General features: G+C 60.8%; 24 protein-coding genes. 18 read left to right on the plus strand and 6 right to left on the minus strand.

Annotation, left to right across the window (positions count from 1 at the left end; genetic code table 11):
* Positions 1–16: 16 nt before the first annotated feature.
* The gene (locus VFL62_RS01205) at positions 17–1,816 is read left to right on the plus strand and encodes a PHA/PHB synthase family protein (protein ID WP_325170552.1); all 1,800 of its coding nucleotides are present in this window, start codon (positions 17–19) and stop codon (positions 1,814–1,816) included.
* Here VFL62_RS01205 and VFL62_RS01210 read toward each other — a convergent pair whose 3' ends face one another.
* Together VFL62_RS01210 and VFL62_RS01215 are read right to left on the minus strand one after the other, a co-directional pair.
* Complete coding sequence (locus VFL62_RS01210) at positions 1,817–3,307, minus strand: AAA family ATPase (protein WP_325170553.1); 1,491 nt, start codon at positions 3,305–3,307, stop codon at positions 1,817–1,819. It abuts the gene before it with no gap.
* A 53-nt stretch (positions 3,308–3,360) separates the two neighbouring features.
* Entirely contained in the window at positions 3,361–4,344 is a 984-nt protein-coding gene (locus VFL62_RS01215; RefSeq protein ID WP_325170554.1) for a zinc-dependent alcohol dehydrogenase family protein, read from the minus strand.
* Between the two features lie 46 nt (positions 4,345–4,390).
* Between VFL62_RS01215 and VFL62_RS01220 the strand changes: the two genes are divergently transcribed.
* The 5 genes from VFL62_RS01220 to VFL62_RS01240 all read left to right on the plus strand — a co-directional run bounded on the left by VFL62_RS01220 (position 4,391) and on the right by VFL62_RS01240 (position 10,927).
* Positions 4,391–5,047, plus strand: coding sequence for a CBS domain-containing protein (locus tag VFL62_RS01220; RefSeq protein ID WP_325170555.1), 657 nt, complete (start codon positions 4,391–4,393; stop codon positions 5,045–5,047).
* Complete coding sequence (locus tag VFL62_RS01225; protein ID WP_325170556.1) at positions 5,047–7,788, plus strand: bifunctional acetate--CoA ligase family protein/GNAT family N-acetyltransferase; 2,742 nt, start codon at positions 5,047–5,049, stop codon at positions 7,786–7,788. Before VFL62_RS01220 ends, VFL62_RS01225 begins: the two co-directional genes overlap by 1 nt.
* Positions 7,789–7,934: 146 nt before the next feature.
* Positions 7,935–9,065 (plus strand): ABC transporter permease, encoded by a 1,131-nt coding sequence (locus VFL62_RS01230; protein ID WP_325170557.1) that lies wholly within the window; start codon positions 7,935–7,937, stop codon positions 9,063–9,065.
* Between the two features lie 2 nt (positions 9,066–9,067).
* Complete coding sequence (locus VFL62_RS01235) at positions 9,068–9,814, plus strand: ABC transporter ATP-binding protein (RefSeq protein ID WP_325170558.1); 747 nt, start codon at positions 9,068–9,070, stop codon at positions 9,812–9,814.
* A 9-nt stretch (positions 9,815–9,823) separates the two neighbouring features.
* Positions 9,824–10,927 carry an ABC-type transport auxiliary lipoprotein family protein gene (locus VFL62_RS01240; protein ID WP_325170559.1) on the plus strand — a complete coding sequence of 368 codons (1,104 nt, stop codon included), beginning with the start codon at positions 9,824–9,826 and terminating at the stop codon, positions 10,925–10,927.
* A 120-nt stretch (positions 10,928–11,047) separates the two neighbouring features.
* On the opposite strand, the gene VFL62_RS01245 is transcribed toward VFL62_RS01240, so the two are convergent.
* Positions 11,048–12,046 carry a helix-turn-helix domain-containing protein gene (locus tag VFL62_RS01245; RefSeq protein ID WP_325170560.1) on the minus strand — a complete coding sequence of 333 codons (999 nt, stop codon included), beginning with the start codon at positions 12,044–12,046 and terminating at the stop codon, positions 11,048–11,050.
* Positions 12,047–12,568: 522 nt separating this feature from the next.
* Between VFL62_RS01245 and VFL62_RS01250 the strand changes: the two genes are divergently transcribed.
* On the plus strand, positions 12,569–12,769 hold the full coding sequence (locus VFL62_RS01250; RefSeq protein ID WP_325170561.1) for a hypothetical protein: 201 nt from the start codon (positions 12,569–12,571) through the stop codon (positions 12,767–12,769).
* On the opposite strand, the gene VFL62_RS01255 is transcribed toward VFL62_RS01250, so the two are convergent.
* The gene (locus tag VFL62_RS01255; protein WP_325170562.1) at positions 12,766–12,930 is read right to left on the minus strand and encodes a hypothetical protein; all 165 of its coding nucleotides are present in this window, start codon (positions 12,928–12,930) and stop codon (positions 12,766–12,768) included. The genes VFL62_RS01250 and VFL62_RS01255 overlap by 4 nt on opposite strands.
* Positions 12,931–13,117: 187 nt before the next feature.
* Here VFL62_RS01255 and VFL62_RS01260 point away from each other — a divergent pair, with 187 nt between their 5' ends.
* Positions 13,118–14,560 carry a PAS domain S-box protein gene (locus VFL62_RS01260; protein ID WP_325170563.1) on the plus strand — a complete coding sequence of 481 codons (1,443 nt, stop codon included), beginning with the start codon at positions 13,118–13,120 and terminating at the stop codon, positions 14,558–14,560.
* Positions 14,550–15,158 carry a response regulator FixJ gene (gene fixJ, locus VFL62_RS01265; protein ID WP_325170564.1) on the plus strand — a complete coding sequence of 203 codons (609 nt, stop codon included), beginning with the start codon at positions 14,550–14,552 and terminating at the stop codon, positions 15,156–15,158. Before VFL62_RS01260 ends, fixJ begins: the two co-directional genes overlap by 11 nt.
* A 15-nt stretch (positions 15,159–15,173) precedes the next feature.
* Here fixJ and VFL62_RS01270 read toward each other — a convergent pair whose 3' ends face one another.
* A complete protein-coding gene (locus tag VFL62_RS01270; protein WP_325170565.1) occupies positions 15,174–15,647 on the minus strand; it encodes an HPP family protein in 474 nt (157 codons plus the stop codon).
* 172 nt (positions 15,648–15,819) lie between these two features.
* Here VFL62_RS01270 and VFL62_RS01275 point away from each other — a divergent pair, with 172 nt between their 5' ends.
* The gene (locus VFL62_RS01275; RefSeq protein WP_325170566.1) at positions 15,820–16,035 is read left to right on the plus strand and encodes a DUF2892 domain-containing protein; all 216 of its coding nucleotides are present in this window, start codon (positions 15,820–15,822) and stop codon (positions 16,033–16,035) included.
* Positions 16,036–16,056: 21 nt separating this feature from the next.
* Positions 16,057–17,280 (plus strand): cyclic nucleotide-gated ion channel, encoded by a 1,224-nt coding sequence (locus VFL62_RS01280; RefSeq protein WP_325170567.1) that lies wholly within the window; start codon positions 16,057–16,059, stop codon positions 17,278–17,280.
* Here the strand turns inward: VFL62_RS01280 and VFL62_RS01285 are convergent.
* Positions 17,277–17,432, minus strand: coding sequence for a hypothetical protein (locus tag VFL62_RS01285; RefSeq protein WP_325170568.1), 156 nt, complete (start codon positions 17,430–17,432; stop codon positions 17,277–17,279). The two genes, VFL62_RS01280 and VFL62_RS01285, sit on opposite strands and share 4 nt — an antisense overlap.
* 127 nt (positions 17,433–17,559) lie before the next feature.
* On the opposite strand from VFL62_RS01285, the gene VFL62_RS01290 reads away from it, so the two are divergent.
* From VFL62_RS01290 to VFL62_RS01320, 7 genes are all read left to right on the plus strand, one after another.
* Positions 17,560–17,727, plus strand: coding sequence for a hypothetical protein (locus VFL62_RS01290; RefSeq protein WP_325170569.1), 168 nt, complete (start codon positions 17,560–17,562; stop codon positions 17,725–17,727).
* A 64-nt stretch (positions 17,728–17,791) separates the two neighbouring features.
* Positions 17,792–18,007, plus strand: a complete 216-nt coding sequence (locus VFL62_RS01295; protein ID WP_325170570.1) for a hypothetical protein — start codon at positions 17,792–17,794, stop codon at positions 18,005–18,007.
* 29 nt (positions 18,008–18,036) lie between these two features.
* Entirely contained in the window at positions 18,037–19,371 is a 1,335-nt protein-coding gene (gene hemN, locus VFL62_RS01300; RefSeq protein ID WP_325170571.1) for an oxygen-independent coproporphyrinogen III oxidase, read from the plus strand.
* Positions 19,372–19,418: 47 nt separating this feature from the next.
* The gene (locus VFL62_RS01305; RefSeq protein WP_325170572.1) at positions 19,419–19,883 is read left to right on the plus strand and encodes a DUF6455 family protein; all 465 of its coding nucleotides are present in this window, start codon (positions 19,419–19,421) and stop codon (positions 19,881–19,883) included.
* Positions 19,884–19,984: 101 nt separating this feature from the next.
* Positions 19,985–21,610, plus strand: a complete 1,626-nt coding sequence (ccoN, locus tag VFL62_RS01310) for a cytochrome-c oxidase, cbb3-type subunit I (protein ID WP_414644570.1) — start codon at positions 19,985–19,987, stop codon at positions 21,608–21,610.
* A gap of 8 nt (positions 21,611–21,618) precedes the next feature.
* Positions 21,619–22,353 carry a cytochrome-c oxidase, cbb3-type subunit II gene (gene ccoO / locus VFL62_RS01315; protein WP_325170574.1) on the plus strand — a complete coding sequence of 245 codons (735 nt, stop codon included), beginning with the start codon at positions 21,619–21,621 and terminating at the stop codon, positions 22,351–22,353.
* Positions 22,354–22,364: 11 nt separating this feature from the next.
* Positions 22,365–22,529, plus strand: a complete 165-nt coding sequence (locus tag VFL62_RS01320) for a cbb3-type cytochrome c oxidase subunit 3 (RefSeq protein ID WP_325170575.1) — start codon at positions 22,365–22,367, stop codon at positions 22,527–22,529.
* The last annotated feature ends 6 nt before the right edge of the window (positions 22,530–22,535 follow it).

The raw sequence follows: 22,535 nt of genomic DNA on the forward strand, positions 1-22,535 counted from the left end.
AGTCGAGAGATCCCTCATGCCATCTTCTGTACCAGCCGGCAGCGTTGCGAACTCCACCGAGGAGCGGATCGTGCGCGCTCTACCCGAACCGGTCGAGGCGCCATCGCCTGATCTCTTGGCGGCCACGGAAGCGGCAGATCGAGCCTTTCATGCGGGCGTTGCACGGCTGACGGGCGGCGTTTCTCCGGCAGCTGTCGCATTGGCGTTCGCCGACTGGCAGTTTCATCTTTTGGCGGCGCCCGGAAAGTGCGCTTCCCTGACCGGCGAGGCGCTTCAGCACGCCAAGGAGTTCGTCGATGCTCTGACCCCAAGGCATGCGAGATTCCTGCCCTGGTCGGCGATCAAGCCGCCGGCAACCGATCGCCGCTTTCAGGGACGGGATTGGGAACTGCCGCCCTTCAACCTTCTGGCCCAGGCATTCTTGCTGACCGAGGATTGGTGGCATTCAACCACGGCAAATATTCGCGGGTTAGCGCGCTCTGACGCGGCGATTGCCGATTTCGTCTTGCGTCAGTCGCTCGACACGCTCGCGCCGACCAACTTTCCCTTCAGCAATCCAAAAGTGCTGCGCAAGATCATGGAGACCGGGGGCGGCAATTTCGTTCACGGCTTCAAGAACTGGATTGAAGACTGGCTGATGCTGGCCGGCGGCAGCAGGCCGGATCAGCGCTTCACCGTCGGCAAGGACGTGGCGATCACGTCCGGCAAAGTGGTCTATCGCAATGAGCTGATCGAACTGATTCAGTATGCCCCGACGACGCCGACCGTGCGGCCAGAGCCGGTGCTCATCGTGCCAGCTTGGATCATGAAATATTACATTCTGGATCTTTCGCCACGCAATTCGCTGGTGCGGTTCCTGGTCCAGAATGGCTTCACGGTTTTCATGATTTCCTGGAAGAATCCGACCTCCGACGACAGGAATCTCAGTCTGGAAGATTATCGCGAACGCGGTGTCGACGCAGCGATCGATGCAATCAACGAGATTTTGCCGAACCGGGCAATTCACGCCACGGGCTATTGTCTCGGCGGCACGCTGCTGTCGATCGCGGCTGCGCGTCTCCAGCGCGACCGTCCGGACTGCCTTCGCACTGTCACGCTGCTGGCCGCACAAACCGACTTCACCGAAGCCGGCGAGCTGACGCTGTTCATCAACGAGAGCCAGGTGGCGTTCCTCGAAGACATGATGTGGCAACGGGGCGTTCTCGGTCCGGTGCAGATGGCCGGAGCCTTCCAGATGCTCCGCTCCAACGATCTATTGTGGTCGCGTCTGGTGCACGACTATATGATTGGCGAGCGTGCACCTGCGAGCGACCTGATGTCCTGGAATGCCGACGCGACCCGCATGCCCTATCGGATGCATTCGGACTACCTGCGTCATCTGTTCCTGGACAACGATCTGGCCGAGGGCCGTTACGAGGTCAACGGCAAGCCGATCGCGCTCTCTGACCTGCATAAACCGATGTTTGTCGTTGGAACGTTGCGCGACCACGTCGCGCCGTGGAAGTCGGTGCACAAGATCCACTTCCTGGCGGACGCGGATGTCACCTTCGTATTGGCCAATGGCGGCCATAATGCCGGCATCGTGGCGGCGCCCGATGAAGCCGAGCACAGCTACCAGATTCTCAGCAGGAAGGCGCATGACCCCTATGTCGGTCCTGACGAATGGCTCAAGCTTGCGCCATCTCACGAAGGATCATGGTGGGGCGAATGGGTGCGCTTTCTGGCCGCGCAGTCCGGTTCGGCCGTTGCGCCGCCTTCAGCCGACAAGAGCAGGGCGTTCGATGACGCGCCCGGGTCTTACGTCTTGCAGCATTGACTACCGGCCAGATCCGCGTTGCCCCTTGAGGGCCTTTTTGACGCGCTCAAGCGTCCGGTCGGGCGAGGACGAGGCGTCGACGACCGGCCAGCCGATGTTGCCGATTTCGTATTCTTCCTGTGCGGCGGCAATGTCGGGTGTGGCATCCGATGCGTCATTCTTGCGGGCGCGGACGCGTTCGAGGCGAACCGCGAGATCGGCGGTAAGAAAGACCGGATCGAAGTCTGTATCCATTTGGATGGCCGCATTCGATAACGCGTCGCGTTCCGTCTCCTTCAGGAACGCAGCGTCGATGATGACGGATATTCCCTGGTCGAGGATCTTTCCGCCACGCTCGATCAGCGTTCGATAGACCCGTTCGGTGACTTCCGGTCCATAGGCTGCGCCGGGCAGCGGTGCGAGCGCGTGAAATCCATGCAGTTCCTTGCGAATGACATCCGAGCGCAAGATGAGCGCGCCGGGAAGGGGCGCCAGAAGCGCAGCGAGATTGCGCGCCAGGACGCTTTTGCCGGTTCCGGACTTGCCGCCGACAGCAACCAGCGACGGTCTGGCTGGCTCAATGCAGTGCACGGCGAGGTCGAAATAGGTTCGCGCCTCCGCGGCGATATCGCCGGGATCGGGCGAGAGGCGGCGCTTGGTGAAAAGTACGTTGGCGCGGATGGCAGCGCGCATCGACAGGAACAACGGCAAGAGACGCAGCCCGGTCCCGTTTTCCAGCCAGCTTGCCTGCAAATAGCCGTTGAACAGCCGGTTCGCGCAAGCGGCCAGATTGAAATGGGAGAAATCCATCAGCGGGAAGGCAATATCGTAGAGGATATCGGTGGTCGCGATCGCCGGGTCGAACTCGATCGCATCGAACAGGACCGGCTTCCCACCGATCAAGGTGATGTTGCCGAGATGCGCGTCGCCGTGGCAGCGGCGAACCAGACCTTGTGCGGCGCGCGCGCGTAGCAGAGGCAGGCAAGCGGTGAGCCTTTGGCGACTGAGTTTGTCCAATCGCTCGACGGCATCGTGGGCGAGCTGGGATTCGCCGCGAAACGCCTGCGTGTTGCGATCGATGATGCCGGAAATGGATGCGAGCCAGCCGGCACCATCTGAAATCTCCGCTGCGCGATGCGAATTGTGGAGCGTGGCCGCGAGCGTCTCGGCAAGCTCCAGCGAGATTGCGTCGGCCCGGGCGAGGTGATCGAAGGTCTTGCTCTCGTCGAACCGCGCCATCTCGACCGCCCATTCGACGACAGAACCCTCGCCGCCGATTTCGAGGCCGTGTTCGCCTTGGGTAATCGGAACGACGCGGCGATAGAGCTCCGGCGCGAAGCGCCGGTTGACGATCAGCTCCTCTTCGCAAGCCTGTTTACGCTTCCCTAGGGTCGAGTAATCCAGGAAAGGAAGGCGGACGGCGCGTTTGACCTTGAGAACGCGGTTTTCGCCGAGAAATACGATGGAGGCGTGGGTATCGATGCGTTTGCATCGTGGTTCCAGGTTGTGCAAGAAAGCGAGCGTCGCCTCTTGATGCTCCCCAGATTTTGCTTGTTCGGCGGACGTCATGGACGCAGCACCGCAGCCCCCACCAATTTTCCGTCGCGCAGGCAGGCGAGCGCTTCATTGGCCTGGTCGAGCGGAAAGACGGTGGTGTGTGTCTTGATATTCAGATCGGCGGCGGCTTTGAAAAAGTCGACGCCGTCCTTGCGAGTCAGGTTCGCGACCGATGCGATCTGTCGTTCGCCCCAGAGAATGTGATACGGAAACGTCGGTATGTCGGACATATGGATGCCGGCGCAAACCACCCGGCCGCCTTTGCGCACGGCGCGAAGTGCTTGCGGCACCAGGGCGCCGACCGGCGCGTAGATGATCGCGGCGTCGAGTTCGGCAGGGGGCATCTCTTCCGAAGCCCCGGCCCAGTCAGCGCCGAGCGAAAGTGCAAGCTGCTGCGCTTCGGTGTCGCCTCGACGGGTGAATGCGTAGACAGTTCGGCCTTGCGCGCGCGCTACCTGTGCGACGATATGGCCGGCCGCGCCGAAGCCGTAAATTCCGATCGCTTTGCCGTTACCTGCCATCACCAGCGACCGCCAACCGATCAGACCCGCACAGAGCAGGGGAGCGAGGGCGACGTCATCGCGCTGCTCCCCGAGCGGGAAGCAGTAGCGGGAATCGGCCACCACATGGCTGGCAAAGCCACCGTCACGGGTATAGCCGGTGAATTGGGGGCGATCGCAGAGATTTTCCTGGTCGTTCCGGCAGTAAGGACATTTGCCACAGGTGAAGCCAAGCCACGGCACGCCCACACGCATACCGATCGTAAGGTCAGTGACGCCAGCTCCCAACGCCTCGACACGTCCGACGACTTCATGTCCCGGGATGACGGGGTAGGGGATATCCGGCAGTTCGCCATCCACGACATGCAGGTCGGTTCGGCAAACGCCGCACGCGCTTACCTTGATCAGGACTTCGCCCGGCCCCGGCCGCGGGTCTGGACGCTCGAGCGGAATCAACGCCTTGCCCGGCGCCGGAAGAACCATCGCGCGCATGTCACGGGTGTCCTGTCATAATCGGCGCAGTCTCTCGACGTAGACCGTGCCTTGGTTTGATTTCAGTCAAAACCAATCCGGCAAAGCGCTGTTAGAAACGATTCTACGGGTTCCGTATTTTCAGAAAGCAAGACATGAGCCAGTCAGCGGTTCCCGATCACTCTACGAACTCACAGCCTCCAACTCGGCCGTCCAGCGTACCGACATGAGCGAGATAGATAAAGCCGCGACCAAGGAACACGGCATGCACGAATTTCTCCAGCAGACGGTCGGCGACAACATGATCCGCTCGGTCCGAAGCGTGACCCCTGAAACCACGGTCGGGAGCCTCTACAAGCTGTTCGCCGCTGACGACTTTGAAGCATATCCGGTCGTGCGCGGAGACACGCTGGTCGGCATGGTTTCGAAGCTCGATGCGCTGAAGCCTTTTGCCTTTGCCGAGCATCATTTCGTTCCACACTACAAAGACGGTATGGCCACGACTGTCGACGATGTCATGTCAACTAACGTTGTTACCGTCGAAACTGGCACCTCGTTGCAGCGGACGCTGGAGCTGATGATCAAGTATCGCGTCAAGAGCCTGCCCGTGATTGACGAGCGGCGAAACCTTCTGGGCATCATCGCACGCGAGGAGATTATGCGAGCGATGGAGCGTGCCGTTCTGCTAACATACCCTCCGGTTGTTCCATTCGCGGCGGCGTGATGTCGACGTTCGGCCTGGAAAAGACGTTTACGCCAAAGCGGCTCGCCATCGTGGGCGGCAGCCCGCGCTCCTCTTCGATCGGAGCGATCGTTCTTCGCAACCTGGTGACGGGCGGATTCGCCGGCGAAATTGCGGTCGTGAATTCCCGATATGGCCGTATCGGAGACCAACGAACCTATCCCAGCCTCACGTCTCTGCCCTTTGTTCCGGACCTTATCGTGGTGACGACGCCAGCGGCGTCGATTCCCGAGATTATCCGCGAGGCCGGAGGGCTGGGCGTCGCGGGCGCCGTGATTATCTCGTCGGGTCTTGGGCACGGTGCCGGATCGATCGCCGAGGCGGTTCTTCAGGCGGCCAATGCGCGCGGCCTGCGCATCGTCGGCCCGAACTGTCTCGGCATCATATTCCCGGCGATCGGACTAAGTGCAAGCTTCGCAGCGCGCCAGCCCGTATCCGGATCCCTGGCGCTGATCTCGCAGTCCGGCGCGATCGCGGCCGCGATGATCGACTGGGGCGCGGAGAAATCGGTCGGCTTCTCCGGGATCGTATCGATCGGTGATCAGCTCGACGTCGATGTCGCCGATCTGCTCGACTATTTTGCACTCGATAGCAATACCCGTGCGATTCTCCTGTATGTCGAGGCGGTCAAGGACGCGCGCAAGTTCATGTCGGCAGCGCGCGCCGCCGCGCGCATCAAGCCGGTTGTCGTCGTCAAGTCGGGGCGGATGGCGCAGGGCGCAAGGGCCGCTGCAACGCATACCGGCGCGCTTGCCGGGTCGGATGCGGTCTACGATGCCGCTTTTCGCAGGGCCGGCCTGCTGCGGGTATACGACCTTCGTGAGCTGTTCGATTGCGCAGAACTCCTTGGCCGTCATGTCGATGCGCCCAAGGGAAAAAACCTGACGATCCTGACAAATGGCGGCGGCATCGGCATCCTTGCGGTCGATCGGCTGGCCGAACTTGGCGGCAATGCTCCCGCGCTCGATGCGGCAATCGTCGCCAAACTGGATGCGGTACTGCCGCCGACCTGGTCGCGAGCCAATCCGGTCGATATCGCGGGTGATGCTGATGCCGAGCGTTACCTGAAAGCCCTGGACGTCTTGCTCGCCGATCCGGCGAGCCACGCGCTGCTGGTCATGAATGTCGAAACCGCGGTAACGCCGGCCGATCAGATCGCCCACGCGGTCGCCGAGCGGGTACGGGCTCATCGCGCGGCGGCGGGATACACGGCAAAGCCGGTACTGGCCGCCTGGGTCGGCACCGATCAGCTGGTTGCGCCGATCTTCGACAAGGCTGCGATCCCGCATTTCCCGACCGAAGACGACGCCGTGCGTGCGTTCATGCATCTCGTCAAGCATGACGAAGCCATGAAATCGCTGATGGCCACCCCGCCCAACCTGTCTTCCCTTTTTGCGCCTGACGTGAAAGCGGCGAGGTCGACGATCGATAACGCCTTGGCCGAAGGACGGTCGTGGCTTGATCCGATCGAAATCAGCCGCCTGTTTGCGGCCTATTCCATCCCGATGGTGCCGACCTTGTCGGCTGCCACGCCTGACGAAGCGGCCGGACGAGCCGAACCGTTTCTGGCGCAGGGCATGCCCGTCGCCATTAAAATCCTGTCGCGGGACATCACCCACAAATCCGATGTCGGTGGCGTCAAGCTCGGCCTTGCCACCAAAGTGCATGTTCAGGCTGCCGCCGCCGAAGTCATGGCCAATGCAAAGCGCTTGCGTCCCGAGGCTCGCATCGATGGCGTGATGGTGCAGCCGATGATTGTGCGGGCCGCCGCACGTGAACTGATCCTCGGCATCGCCGAAGACCCGACATTCGGACCGGTGATCGTGTTCGGTCGCGGCGGCACGGCGGTTGAAATCGTCAAGGACAAGTCGCTGGCCCTGCCACCGCTGGATATGAATTTGGCAAACGACCTTGTCGGGCGGACCGCGGTCGCGCGATTATTACCCGCTTATCGGGACGTAGCGGCGGTGCCGCCGGACGCGGTTCCGCTCACGCTTGTAAAGCTGTCCCAGATGGCGGCCGATTGTCCGGAGATATGCGGGCTCGACATCAATCCGCTGCTCGCGGACGAGAATGGGGTCCTGGCGCTCGACGCCCGGGTTGCGATTCGTAAGGCCGAGAAGCCGGTGGCCGGGCAAAGTCGATTTGCGGTGCGTCCCTATCCGAGCCAGTGGGAAGGACAACTCAAACTTCGGAGCGGCGAGACCGTCGCGGTCCGGCCGCTACGGCCGGAAGACGAGCCGGCGATCGCTGGCTTTCTCAGCGGCATTTCCCAGGAGGATCTCAGGCTTCGTTTCTTCCATGCCGTGAAGGATTTCTCGCATCAGTTCACCGCCCGTCTGACCCAACTCGACTATGCGCGTTCGATGGCGTTCGTGGCGCTGGGCGCCAAGAACGAAATCATGGGAGTGGCCCGGCTTCATTCGGATTCACGTTACGAGAAGGCCGAGTATGCGATTCTGATCGACTCCAAGCTGAAAGGTAAGGGACTTGGCTGGGCCTTGATGCAGCTCTTGATCGATTATGCCAAGGCCGAGGGCTTGAAGTATCTGAGCGGCCAGGTCCTGCACGACAACACCACGATGCTCACAATGTGCCGCGAATTGGGATTTGGCGTTACGACCGACCCGCAGGATGCCAGCGTCGCGCTCGTCTCGCTGGATCTCTCGGCGCACGCCGGCGCCGGCCCCGCGGCATCTTCGGCTCAGAGCATTCCCGCCTGACCGGGCGCAATCGGTCTCGTCGGAGGGCATTTCGGCCAGCGAGGGTAAAGCGCCGTTCGCTGACCTTGATGTGTATCAATTGCGTCAGGGAACGGTCGTTGCGCTGTATCAAGGCCGGCACAGTCGCGCCTGGCTAGGTTTCCTCCATGACGACAGAAGCCTTCCCGGCCGACCGACCGGACCTGATTGTGAACCCCGACGAGCCGACGGCGCTCCGACCGCGCGGCGCCTGGACGCTCGCCAATGTCGAGATCCTGGAACGGCTCTGCGAACGGCAGCCGCCGGCTGGCATCGCAACGATTAATATAAGTCAGGTAACGGCGCTCGATACCATCGGCGCATGGCTGCTTGAAAAGCTCTTGCGGCGTTCTTCGGCTGGATCGAGCAATGCCGTGCTGACCGGCGTTTCGGCCTCGCACGCCGGTTTGATGCGCGAGTTGCAAGGCGTCAATCGCCGGCCGTCTGCCGCGCCGCGAGGTCGCGGCTTCGCCATCGACTGGATCGAGCGGATAGGACGCGGGGTTGTGGCCGAAAGCGCCAGCTTTCTCTACATGCTGGGAGCCGTTGGCATTGCGTTGCTCAGCGTCCTCCGTCACCCGCGTTCGCTCAGGATGACCTCGACCGTCTATCAGCTCTACAAGGTGGGATGGCTGGCGATTCCGATCATGGCGCTCATTACGTTCCTGATCGGCGCGATCATCGCACAGCAGGGATTCTTTCATTTTCGCAAATTCGGGGCCGAATCCTACACCGTCGACATGGTTGGCATCCTGGTGCTGCGTGAGATCGGCGTGCTGATCGTCTCAATTATGGTGGCCGGACGGTCCGGCAGCGCCTACACCGCCGAACTCGGTTCGATGAAGATGCGGGAGGAGATCGACGCGCTGAGCACCATGGGTCTCGATCCGGTCGCGGTGTTGATCCTGCCGCGCGTGGCCGCGTTGGTGATCGCGCTGCCGATTCTGACATTCATTGGATCGATGGCCGGGCTCTACGGTGGCGGGCTGGTTGCGCAGTTCTATGGCGACATGGCGCCGACGATCTATCTCGCGCGGTTGCATGAAGCCGTTTCCGTGACGTCGTTCAAGGTCGGCATTCTGAAGGCGCCCTTTATGGCGCTGGTGATCGGCATCGTCGCGTGCGGCGAAGGTCTGCGCGTCCAGGGCAGCGCCGAATCGCTGGGCAAGCAGACGACGACGTCGGTGGTCAAATCGATTTTCCTGGTCATCGTTCTGGACGGGCTGTTCGCCGTGTTCTTCGCCTCGATCGGGATGTAGCCATGTCAGAGCGCGAGATCGCCATCAGCGTTCGTGACCTCGTGGTCGGATTCGGTCAGCACGTGGTGATCGATCGCCTTTCCCTGGATGTGAATGCCGGCGAGATCATCGGGTTGGTCGGTGCCTCCGGCGGCGGCAAATCGGTGCTGATGCGGACGCTGATTGGTCTGCTGCCCAAACAGGCCGGCGAAATCGTCTATGCCGACGCCGCTGCGGATCGCGCGGGCCGCCGCGGCGTGCTGTTCCAGCAGGGCGCGTTGTTTTCGGCACTGAACGCGCGGCAAAACGTCCAGTTTCCCTTGCGCGAGGCGGCGCATCTTTCGCCGGCGCTGCTCGACGAGATCGCCAATGCCAAACTGGAGATGGTCGGGCTCAGCGCCAGCGACGGCGACAAGTTTCCCTCGGAGTTGTCGGGCGGAATGACCAAACGCGTGGCGCTTGCGCGAGCCCTGGCTCTCGATCCTGCGCTGCTGTTTCTCGACGAGCCGACGTCCGGGCTCGATCCGATCGCGGCCGGCGAGTTCGATGCGCTGATCAAGACCTTGCAGCAAACGCTGCGATTTACGGTCTTCATGATCACGCATGACCTGAACTCGCTGGCGGCCGTATGTGACCGCGTCGCCGCGCTGGCTGACGGCAAGATCGTGGCGCTGGGGCCGCTGCGGACCGTGCTGGAGTCCGATCACCCCTGGGTCAGGTCCTATTTTCACGGTGCACGCGCACAAATGCTTCATCTTGAAGCCAGCTGAGAGAGAACGATGGAAACCCGCGCTCCCTACGTCATTGTCGGTGCCTTCGTGCTGTGCGCGATCGCCGCCGTATTCGGATTTGTCTACTGGCTCAACAATACCGGTGGGATCGGCAAGCGCGACACCTATCAGATCGTGTTTAACAGTCCGGTTCCGGGCCTGCTGGTTGGCGCCGGCGTCTTATTCAACGGCATCCGGGTCGGCGAGGTCACATCGCTAAGCATCGCTGCGGATCGCCCCCGCGAGGTGCATGCGAGCATCGCGGTGGCGCAAAATACGCCCGTTCGCGCCGACACCAAGGTCGGTCTCGATTTTCAGGGGCTGACCGGCGTGCCGGTTGTCGCGTTGGAGGGAGGTGAAAGCATTTCGGCTGCACCGGTCAACGGAGCCTTGATCGCCGAGCCCGGCGCGGGACAAAGCATGACGCAGGCTGCGCGCGATGCGCTGCGCAAGGTCGACAAGGTGCTGTCCGACAATTCTCAGCCGCTTCACGAGGCCATCACAAATCTGAGCACCTTCACGGAAGGTTTGGCACGCAACACGCCGAAACTGGATGGCATCGTTGCCGGCCTGGAGAAAATGACCGGTGCGACGACGCCACCCCGCAAGATTGTCTATGATCTTCGCGCTATCGATAAATTTCCGGCATCGAAGACGCCGCTGGTGGCCGGTTTGGCCATCGCTGAACCGACGGCAACTGCCCGTCTTCAAACCCAGCGGTTCTTGTTTGCGTCCGACGAAGAACAGCACGAGGCGTTCGAGAACGCGCAATGGAGCGACAGCCTGCCGGCGCTTATCCAGGCCCGGCTTCTGCAAAGTTTCGAGAATTACGATATCGCCCATGCGCCAATCCGGGCCGATTCAATCAACCCCGCGGAGACGCGTCTTGTGATCGATCTGAGACAATTCGAAATCGGGGTTGACCCCGGTAAGGCGACGATCGCGCTTTCGGCCAAGATCATCAACGGCGCCGGGCAGGTCAAGACGGCCCGCCTGTTTGAAGCATCCGCTCCTCTCGATGGGCTCACGCCGGCCGCCGCCGTGGCGGGATTCAATCGGGCTTTCGATGAATTGGGCCGCAGCCTGATCCTGTGGGTTGCATCGGTCCGCTGAAGCGCCGCCCGAAGACCGGCGAATTAGCTGCAGCGGAACGGGCCGCATCAGATGGCGAGGCGGCCCTCGAGATGCCGGGACGAACCCGAATGCAGAAAGTGGAGGAATTCTTCGCGCCTCTCAGCAGAGCCCGGCCGGATCGTAGACGACGGTTGCAGGCGGGTTTTGCACTTCGGATGCCCGTCTCTGTCCCCTTGTCAGGGTCGTCGATGCCGTCTCGCCAAACGCCTGGCGATAGGCGCGAGCAAACTCCCCCATGTGCCGAAAGCCGTTGGCTCGGGCCACGTCCGAGATGACAGTGTCAGGCCGGCCCACGGCGAGCGTTCGCCGTACCGACCAGAGTTTCCGCAAGCGGAGATAGCGATGCACGCTCATCCCGCGAACCGATTTTGTCGCGTTCTGCAAAGTCCTCGCCGACACGCCGCAGTGCCTTGCGAGGTCGCCCGCGCGCGCGTCCGCGTCAGGATGAAATTGTTGATAGGCCTCGATTTGCTCGACGATGCGTAGGTAACGGTCGAAATATGCCGGCGGCCGGAGGGTTGAGCGGGCATTGAGGATAACGTCGTCGAGCGAGCACAGAAGTTGTCGTTCCATTGTTTCCAGCGAAGCGGCGTCGCGTGGTTGTTCTGACGCCGCGGCAAGCAGGCGAGCCACATTGCCCCGCAAAGCCTGAAGATCCGAGGGCGTGTCGGCATGAACGAACTGGATGCCGGTGCGGTCTTCCGGCCAGCCTCTGTCGGCGATAGCCGGATCCAGCTCGATCACTGCAAAAAGATTGGCTTCGGGTTCGACGATCTGACAGTCGACCCGGCCGCGCACGATCACCACGGACCGGGAATCGACGACCACGTCGTTGATCTTGAATCCCGCCGGCGGCGTGAGCGGGAAGATGCAAAGCATGCCGTTGGGGCTGTAACTCGCTTCCAGAATGCGCGGAAACGTTCGTTTAACGACGAGTTTGCATTCCGATAATCTGACGATGGCGTGCGCTGACGAAGACTGGCCACTCAAAGGCAGGACATGTGCTTCACCGAGCCGCTCGGAGGAGCGAAACTCTTCGAGGGTGGAGAAATGGCGCAGCTCGAGCGACGATGTGGCCCGGAGTCTCTGAAAGAGCATAATGCGCACCAAATAAATTCAAAGCGCCGCAGAATATCGGGCGGCCTAGCCGACGCAATTAAGGGGATATACGTAGTTGCCGTCGCCGAGCGCACGCTTCTCAATATGAAGGAATCGAAGGTGTGTTTTTTGATATAGCTCAAGCCTGGCCGGCCGGTTTTGGCCGAAACTGCACGATTAAATTCAAGGATTTTCCGTGCCCGACGGTTCGGCGAGCGTGCATCTCTACCGTCCAGCGCTGGTAACGCTTGCAAGCGAGAACTACTCGCTTGAGGTGCTCTGACCGTGGCGATCAATCTGACCGCGGACATCCTGGCAGGCTGTGTCATTTCCATCGTGTTGGCCTGGAGGGGAGAAGCATTGAAGGAAGAGGACCCGGATTGACGTAAGTCAATGAAACAAAGGAGTACGGCTGTATCCTGCTTGCCTCCAGGAAATGGCGCAGGAAAACATGATCGCGGTGTCGTCCGCGAACATCGCAGGCTGGCGGTAATGCCGCCGAGTTATCGAAAGAACGAAACCATGGACGACGGGTTGGTCTGGCAAAAAATATCAACCGCGCCGTACGACCGCGACCTCGAGTTGGCGGTCATCGAGGAGGGCCGCGTCCACCCGCTCGTTTTTGCCTGCCGCCGGGCTCCTGCCGGCTGGTTCAAGGTCCCTTCCATGGAGCGCGTGGTCATCAATCCGACGCACTGGCGGGCGTGGTCTGCGAAGGACTAGTCCTTGCCGGAGCCATTCTGCTTGGCGGCCAGAGCTTGGGCCAGTTTGGCTTCCTCCTCGGCGAGAAGGCGCTCAATCGTCTGCCGTCTCACCGGATCAACCTCGGTCGAAAGCAGCTTCTTGAAGTGCGCGATGTTCAAGTCCGCGACGGTTCTATCCACAGGTGTCTCTAGCGAATGGTCTGGCCTCAAAGGATCTCCGTTCCGCTGCTAGCGACGGTAGCCCTCAACTTGGTTTATGCTATCACTTGCATGGGGACGTTCCCAGCCCCAGCATCGGCGTTTCCAGATCAGCATGAAGTGAAAACGGGATGAATATTGTTCGATGGTTGCCGGAGCGGAAGAATAGATGATCCGGCAACGCCAGTTCTGGCTCCGCTATGGGTTAGCCGCATTGGCTGCCCTGGTCACATTTGGATTCCTGCTCATTCTTCAGGGATATTTCCAGGACCGCGCGTTCACGGTGATCTACGTGCCGGTCGTCGTGTTTGCGGCATTTGCCGGCGGCGCGGGGCCGGCGCTGTTTGCCACGGCCTTGTGCCTGGGGATCAGTGCGTTTTTCCTGCGGACAGAACTCTATACAAATCCTGCGAACCTGATCGACGTGACCCTGTTTGCCGTGATGGGGCCGATCCTCGGCTATATCGGCAATCGGCTGCTTCACGAGACTGAAGACGCGCATTACCGGCAGGCGCAGCTTCAATCGATTCTGGATACCGTGCCGGAAGCGATGATCGTGATCGATGAACGCGGGCTCATGCGCTCGTTCAGCACGACCGCCGAGCGTCTGTTTGGCTGGTCGGCCACGGAGGTGATCGGAAAGAATGTCTCGATCCTGATGCCATCGCCGTATCGACAGGAGCACGACAGCTATCTGCACCGCTATCTTGAGACCGGCGAGCGTCGGATCATCGGCATCGGCCGAATCGTTGTCGGCGAACGCAAGGATGGTTCGACATTTCCGATGGAGCTCGCGGTGGGTGTCGCCCAGGTCGGCTCGGAGCGCTTTTTCACCGGCTTCATTCGCGACCTGACCGAGCGGCGAAGCCAGGAACGTCGGATGCAGGAGTTGCAGTCCGAGCTCGTTCATGTTTCGCGCCTGACGGCGATGGGAGAGATGGCCTCCTCGCTGGCCCACGAATTGAACCAGCCGTTGTCGGCGATCACCAGCTACCTGCGGGGGGCCGCAACCCTTCTCAAGAGCGAGCAGATCGACAGGGAACGGATCCGGGAGGCGCTGGACCGAAGCTCGGACCAGGCGCTGCGCGCCGGCGACATCATCAAACGTCTCAGGGAGTTCGTCGCCAAGGGTGAAACCCAGCACACCCTGGAAGATCCGGCCACGCTGCTGGAAGAGGCCGCCGCCCTTGCACTGGTAGGCGCGCGCGAGAGCGGTGTTCGGGTTTCGCTCCGCTGCGACCGGGAGCTTCCCGATATTATCGTCGACAAGATCCAGATTCAGCAGGTCGCGCTCAACTTGATCAGAAATGCCGTGGAGGCCATGGAAACAACGACTCGCCGTGAATTGGTCATAGATGCCAGGCGCGACGGCGAGTTTGCTTTCTTTTCGGTTTCAGACACCGGTGCCGGCATCAGTCCGGAGATCGCACAGCACCTGTTTCAACCCTTTATAACCAGCAAGGCGAACGGGATGGGCGTCGGTCTTTCGATCTGCCGAACCATTATCGAGGCGCATGGCGGTCGTATCTCCGCGCGCCCGAACAAGGGGGGTGGCACCGTATTCGAGTTCACGCTACCGTTTGCAGGACCGGAGGCAGAGCATGGCCGATAGGGCTGCTGTTTATGTGATTGACGACGATGCCGCGATGCGCGACTCGCTGGCATTCCTGCTCGACGTCAACGGGTTTGCACCCAAGGTGTTCGAAACGGCAGGCGCCTTCCTTTCCGAGGCGGCTGACCGACCCGCAACCTGCGTCGTCGTTTCCGACATCCGAATGCCGGGAATGAACGGCATCGAGCTTGTTCGCAAACTCAAGAACGAAGGTCTGGCAGTGCCGGTAATTCTGATCACCGGTCATGGCGACGTGGCTTTGGCGGTTGAAGCGATGAAGGCAGGTGCCGTCGATTTCATCGAGAAGCCGTTCGATGACGCCGTGCTTCTGAGTGCCATCCGCACGGCGCTCGAGGCACGTCCGGCCGAAGGCGAAAACACCGCGCGCAAGGAAGCGGAAACGAGGCTGAACGAGCTGTCTCCTCGCGAGCGCGATGTCCTGCAAGGGCTGGTGGCTGGAAAAATCAACAAGGTCATCGCGCACGAACTCAACATCAGTCCGCGCACGGTCGAGGTTTATCGCGCCAACCTGATGGCGAAGACAGGTGCGCGCAGCATGTCGGAACTGATGCGTATTGCGCTCGCTGCCGGCCTATAGGCCTCGTTTGCCTCGTCAGGCGATCGCGTAATAACCGACGGGCGGGTGCGTCAGCGGCATGACTTCATGTTTGCCGAGGCGAGCAAGCGCTGCGATGACGTCGTCGCGGGTAATCACGCCTTCGAGATGATTGTTCTGGCTGATCACCGGCAAGATCTTGAAATGATGCGACACCATCAGATGAAGAACGCGCTGCAGCGGCGTTGATGGTTCGACTGTCGTGACCTGACGGGACATCACCTCGCCGACGGTCGTTCCCATCATGTCATCGTAGCGGGGAATTACGTTGTCGGGCACCAGGGCAAAAGCCTTGAGCGCGTCGGCCTTGGACACGATGCCGACGAGCACCCCGCCATCCAGGACCGGATAGCCGTCGGCGCCCTCGGAATCGAACAGGCGCAGCAGATCGCCAACCGTCATTTCGGGGGCGACGGTCCTGGCGCGGCTCGCCATGTTTTGCCGGGCGGTCTCTTCGAGAAATTCGTACATCGCGGTCCTCGCATCGATTGACGGATTGACATCAAGCTAAACGACGGTTGCTGCGCCGCGCTTGACGCAGATCAAGGGCCTGCTCTTCTGCTTTCGCGCGGTTGATCGATATCAAGGCGGACGACGGCCACCTGGCGCAAATTATTGCGACGATCTAATCGGAGCTTGGAACATGCAGCGCAACATCGGGACTATTGACCTCGTCGTACGTGCAGTGCTGGGACTTTCGCTCGTCGTTTATCTGGCGAAGGATGGCTTCTTCGTGCCGGGCTCGGGCCTGGGCGTGTTGGTCGGATCTTATCTCATCGGCACCGGGATGCTTTCCTTCGATCCGGTCTACAAGATGCTCGGCATTTCCACCTATGGGCCTCTTGACCGTTCAGTTTGATGTGTTGGAGGCGCTTGGGTAATGACCGTCCTGCTCCGCGTTACCCGGATGCGCCAAAGGCTGTACACCATTCTTGAGCAGGGATCGGGCAACGAGCGTTTCAGCGACGCCGTCAGTGCGGGGCTTATTTTTCTGGTTGTTCTGACGCTGGCGGCCACGGTGCTCGAATCAGTGCCGGAGTGGGGCGCGGCCTACAGCAACGTCTTCGAAATCATCGAGTACCTGGCGCTGGTTGTTTTCTCGATTGAGTATGCTGCAAGGCTGTGGACCGCGGTCGAACATCCGTTGTGGCATCGAGACGGCGCGGCTCGCGCGGCGCTGCGATTTGCTGCAAGCCCCGCAGGTCTGATCGATCTGGCGGCGGTGGCGCCGTTCTGGCTGATGTTTCTGGTGGCGGCCGATTTCAAGGCGCTGCTGGTGCTGCGCATCCTGCGCTTCTTCAAGCTGACGCGCTATTCGCCGGCGATGCGCTCGCTGCTGGACGCGCTCTATTCCGAGCGCCGCGCACTGGTCGGTTGCTTCGTAATCCTGTGCGGAGCGACGCTGATGGCGGCGGCGCTGATGCATCTTGCCGAAGGCGCCATACAGCCTCAGAAGTTCGGCACCATACCGGACGCCATGTGGTGGGCCGTCGTCACGCTCGGCACAGTCGGATACGGCGATGCCGTGCCGATTACGGCAGTGGGCCGTCTGATCGGCGGCTTGACGATCTTTGCCGGGCTTTTGATGGTTGCCTTGCCGGTGGGTATTGTCGCGACCGCATTCACCAACGAGGTCCACAAGCGGGACTTCGTCGTGACCTGGGGATTGGTCGCGCGCATTCCACTATTCAGCCAGCTCAACGCCACCCAGGTCGCCGATGTGATGAAAATCCTGCGCGCCCAGAAAGTGGACAAGGGCGCGATCATTGCCCGGCGCGGCGAGCCCGCCCATTCGATGTACTTGATTGTCGACGGAGAAGTCGAGATCAGACTGCGCCACCGGCATGTGCGGCTCGGCGCGGGTGATTTCTTTGGTGAAATTGCCGCGCTGCGCCAGACCAAGCGTTCGGCAACCGTGCAGGCGCTGGAGCCGACACGCCTGCTCGCGCTCGATGCGTCCGATCTGCATAGCCTGATGGACCGCGAGCCGCAGATCGCCTCGCGGATCTGGAATGCTGCGCGCGAGAGGCTTGGCGGCGAACTGGATAAGACATCCAGCGATTTGATCGCCGTGGAACTTCCGAGTGATGTCGCGTCCGACTAAAACGCGCGCCGCTTGCGGCGGTTCGATGCGTGTGCCGGCCGGTGCGCCGCCGCGAGACGACGAAGCAGGACTTCGGCCCATGCCATCGTTGCGGCAAATGCGACGAACAATACGGTCAACACGACCAGCAGGACGATGTCGATAGTAGTCAAGACGGGCTCCTTCTGTCGGGAAATCAATCTGGCAGATCGAGCCGATCGCATGTTGAGCTGGATCAAGAAGCCTTCTGGCTGATCTTTTATACGGTCGCATATTGTTGGTGCTGAGCCAGGTGATGTGATGATTCGTACCGTCAGCTTTCTATTCAGCTTGCCGGCCGTCGCGGCGGCGCTGCTTGCTATCGACCTGAGCGACAAGCTCGCCCTTGTCGGTGCCTTGCTCGGAATCCTTGCGATCGTCAGCTTCGCGATCATCGCAACTGGATCGACAATCGATCACGACGTCTGATTGACTTTTGTCAAAGCCATACGGCGCTTTGTAGCGCAATATTGTTGAAACAGGAGAGATCGACATGTTGTCGTTTGACGTGCGTTTCATCAAGACTGTCTGCGATGACACCGGGCACGAACATCGCGCCTGCCAGGCGGCGTTCAATGTCCAGGCGCGCTCGCTGACGGAAGCGGTCGAACAGGCCGAAGCAAGCTTCTGCCGGCAAAAGCACGTCCGTGACTGGACGATATTTGCCGATGCGATCGAGCTGAGATCGCCGACAACGGTCGCTGCCTAAACCGGCGCATCGGACGAGAGGGCGATCCCGTGAATCCGATTGCGCGGCGCTATGCGGGGCGCAACGTCCCGCGATACACTTCCTATCCGACAGCTGCCGACTTCTCGACCGCGGTCGGTCCGAGCGACCACGAAACGTGGCTGGCCACGTTGGATGGACGGCAAAGCATTTCGGTCTACCTGCATGTTCCCTACTGCCGCGAGATCTGTCTCTATTGCGGCTGCAACACCAAGATGGCCGTTCGCGATCAGGTGGTTTCGAGCTATCGTCGCTCCCTCGAAGCCGAGATCGGCCTGGTCGCGAATCTGATCGAGGACGTGCCGGATATCGCGCGTCTGCACTGGGGCGGTGGAACCCCCAGCATTTTGGGACTGGACGGCCTGACATCGGTCCTGTCTGTGCTCGGTCGCCACTTCCCGCTGGATTCGGCATGCGAACATGCGATCGAACTTGATCCGCGCTACGTAACCGCAGAGTTGGCGGACGGCCTTGCTGCCTTGCGCGTGACCCGCGCCAGCCTCGGCGTTCAGGACGTCAATCCGCTGGTTCAAGCGGCGATCGGCCGAATCCAGCCGCTGTCGACGGTCGAACTCGCGGCCCGCAGGCTTCGCGCGGCCGGCATCGAAAACCTGAATTTCGACCTGATATACGGCCTGCCGCGGCAAACGCGCGAATCGGTTCGCGAGACCAGCGCGCTGGTTGGCGCCATGGAGCCGGATCGAATCGCGTGCTTTGGTTATGCTCATCTGCCCCAGATGAAGGCCAACCAGCGTCGCATCGACGAGGCCATGCTGCCATCGCTCGATGAGCGGATCGAACAGGCCGAACTCATTTCCGAAGAGCTGGTCCGACGCGGCTATGTACGCGTCGGCATCGATCATTTTGCCAAGCCGAATGACGGCCTGGCGTTGGCGGCGGCCTCAGGGAAGTTGCATCGGAATTTTCAAGGCTATACCGAAGACGACGAGAAGGTGCTGCTCGGTTTGGGCGCCTCGTCGATTTCGACCTTCACCCAGGGTTTTGTCCAGAATATCTCCGACGTGCCCAGATATATTCGGGCAATCGAGGCCGGTACACTCGCCACGGCACGCGGTTGCCGGATCGAAGGTGAAGATCGGCGGCAAGGGCTGATCATCGAGCGGCTGATGTGCGATTTCGCGGTCGATCTTGCCGCCATCGCACCAGGGGTGGATTTCGCCGGTGAATTATCGACGCTCGCTCCGATGATCAGCGACGGGCTCGTCGAGATCAACGGCACGAAGTTGCTGGTTACGCAAGCGGGGCGGCCTGTCGTCCGTATCGTCGCTGCCGCGTTCGATCGTTACCGGCGGCCGCAATCCGCGCAATTCAGCCGGGCGGTTTGATCCAGATCAACGAAGAATTCCCTTCATGGAACTAAGCGGGTTCCGAAATGGGGAAAACGACATTGGCGCAATCAATTGACCGATCCGGAAACTCGCTGCTCGGAAATCTTCTCAATCGTGCAAAATCCGCTGTGTCCCGATGGTGGGAGCTTGGTCGGATCGATCCCCGTGAAATCGAGATCGTCGCGCATGATTTGAACCTGTCGTCGGCCGAGCTGGTCGCACTGATGTTCCGTCCGCCCGAATTTCTGGATTTGCTCGACAGGCGCCTCGCTTATGAGGGGCTTTCCGCAGAAAAGCTTGCCGCCTCTCACCCAGCCGAGCTGCGGGATTTGCGTCTGGCATGCAGCCGATGCTCCTCGCGAGCGCGATGCGCCAGGGACATCAGGCACAAGCGGATGGCGACCCCGTCAAAATACTGCCCCAACGAGCCATTGCTGCGCGAGCTTGCGCAACAAGTGCGCCAGCAGGGAACGCCACGCGTTCTTGGCTTCCCAGTCACTCTCTCTTGATCTCGATCAAACCGCGCGGTGTCCGCGCGGGTATCCTTAATCAGCATTCTCATGTCGAAGGAAGTTGCGCCATGCCGCAGACGTCCACCGCTTCGAAATCCATGACAATCGGCGAAGCGATTCTATTTCCGCTCTTTATCGTGCTGGCTTTTGCCTGTCTTGTCGGTGCCGCGCTTGCGCACGACGCGCCGTTCGCGTTCCACGCCTCGCTTGGCTCTATCGCGAGCCTGGCCGCCGGCTTCATGATTCTCAACAGGTATTACAGCCGACCGGCCGAGCTTCCTGCGCAAGAGATCAACGGTCGCCCCAACTACAATCTAGGTCCGATCAAATTCGCTTCGGTCGCGGCCATGTTTTGGGGCATTGCCGGATTCCTCGTCGGGCTGATCATCGCCTCGCAATTGGCGTGGCCGGCGCTGAATCTCGATCTGCCCTGGACCACGTTCGGGCGCTTGCGGCCGCTGCATACGTCGGCGGTGATCTTCGCCTTCGGCGGCAACGTTCTGATCGCAACGTCTTTCTATGTTGTGCAGAAGAGCTGCCGGACGCGGCTCGCGGGTGACCTTGCACCCTGGTTCGTCGTGCTCGGCTACAATTTCTTCATCGTGATCGCCGGTACCGGCTATTTGCTCGGTGTTACCCAGTCCAAGGAATACGCCGAGCCCGAATGGTACGCGGATCTCTGGCTAACGATCGTCTGGGTCGCTTACCTGCTGGTGTTTCTGGCGACGCTGTTCAAGCGCAAGGAGCCGCATATCTTTGTGGCGAACTGGTTCTACCTGGCCTTCATCGTCACCATCGCCGTGCTTCATCTTGGCAATAACCCGGCGTTGCCGGTGTCGCTGCTCGGCTCGAAATCCTACATCGCCTGGGGCGGCGTGCAGGATGCCATGTTCCAATGGTGGTACGGGCACAATGCCGTCGGGTTCTTCCTGACCGCGGGCTTCCTCGCGATCATGTACTACTTCATTCCGAAGCGCGCCGAACGGCCGATCTACTCCTACCGCCTCTCGATCGTTCACTTTTGGGCGCTGATCTTCCTCTATATCTGGGCAGGCCAGCATCATCTGCATTACACCGCGCTGCCCGACTGGGCGCAGACACTCGGCATGACCTTCTCCATCATGCTCTGGATGCCGTCGTGGGGTGGCATGATCAACGGCCTGATGACGCTGTCGGGCGCCTGGGACAAGCTGCGCACTGATCCGGTGCTGCGGATGATGGTGGTCTCGGTCGCCTTTTACGGCATGTCGACCTTCGAAGGGCCGATGATGTCGATCAAGGTCGTCAACTCGCTCAGCCACTATACGGATTGGACCATCGGTCACGTTCACTCCGGCGCGCTCGGCTGGGTCGGCTTCGTTTCATTCGGCGCCCTGTATTGTCTGGTGCCCTGGCTCTGGAACCGGAAGGGCCTTTACAGCCTCAAGCTCGTCAACTGGCACTTCTGGATTTCGACCATCGGCATCGTCCTCTACATCTCGGCGATGTGGGTGTCGGGAATTCTGCAGGGCCTGATGTGGCGCGCTTACACCTCGCTGGGCTTCCTCGAATACTCCTTCATCGAGTCCGTCGAGGCTATGCACCCGTTCTACATGATCCGCGCCGCCGGCGGAGCCCTGTTCCTGATCGGCGCACTGATCATGGCCTTCAATCTCTGGATGACAGTCAACGCCGGTGAAGCCGAAGAAGCGCAGACCACCGGCCTGCTCCAGCCAGCCGAATAGGTTCTCCCATGTCCTTTTGGAATAGACACAAGATCTTCGAAAAGAACTCGATCATTCTGGTTGCGGGCATTCTCGCGGTCATCGCTGTCGGCGGTCTGGTTGAAATCACGCCGCTGTTCTATCTCAAGAGCACGATCGAGGTGGTCGACGGGATTCGTCCATATACCCCGCTGGAATTGACCGGACGGAACATCTACGTCCGGGAAGGGTGCTATCTCTGTCATTCCCAGATGATCCGGCCGCTGCGTGACGAGGTCGAGCGTTACGGTCACTACTCGCTGGCGGCGGAAAGCATGTACGATCATCCGTTCCAATGGGGATCGAAGCGCACCGGTCCGGATCTTGCTCGCGTCGGCGCCAAATATTCCGACGATTGGCACGTCCGTCACTTGACCGATCCGAGAGCGATCGTGCCGCAATCGGTCATGCCCGGATATCCTGTATTGGCTGCGACTGAAATCAGCGTCGATGATATCGCCGCACATCTTCGCACCAGCCGTGCCGTCGGCGTTCCCTACACCGACGAGCAAATCGCAAACGCCAAAGCGGACCTGCTGGCACAGGCGGATCCGGACAATGCCGGCGCTGACGCATTTCAAAAGCGCTATCCGAATGCTGTCGTTCGAAACTTCGACGGCAAGACCGGCAATCCGACCGAGCTCGATGCCTTGATCGCGTATCTCCAGATGCTGGGAACGCTGGTCGATTTCAAGCTCTACGACGAAAAAGCCAACCTGCGCTGAAGAGGTGCGACGTGAAAGCGATCGTTTCTATCCAGAATCTGGCGTCGGAATTCGTTCTAACTTTCTGGACCCCGGTATTTGTCGCGATTTTCATCGCCATCGTTGTTTACGCGCTGCGTCCTCGCAACAAGGCGCTTTTCGATGCTGCGGCCAAAATGCCGTTGCAGGAGGACTGACACACC

The organism is Bradyrhizobium sp. (assembly GCF_035701725.1).
In the GTDB taxonomy this organism is placed as follows: Bacteria; Pseudomonadota; Alphaproteobacteria; order Rhizobiales; family Xanthobacteraceae; genus Bradyrhizobium.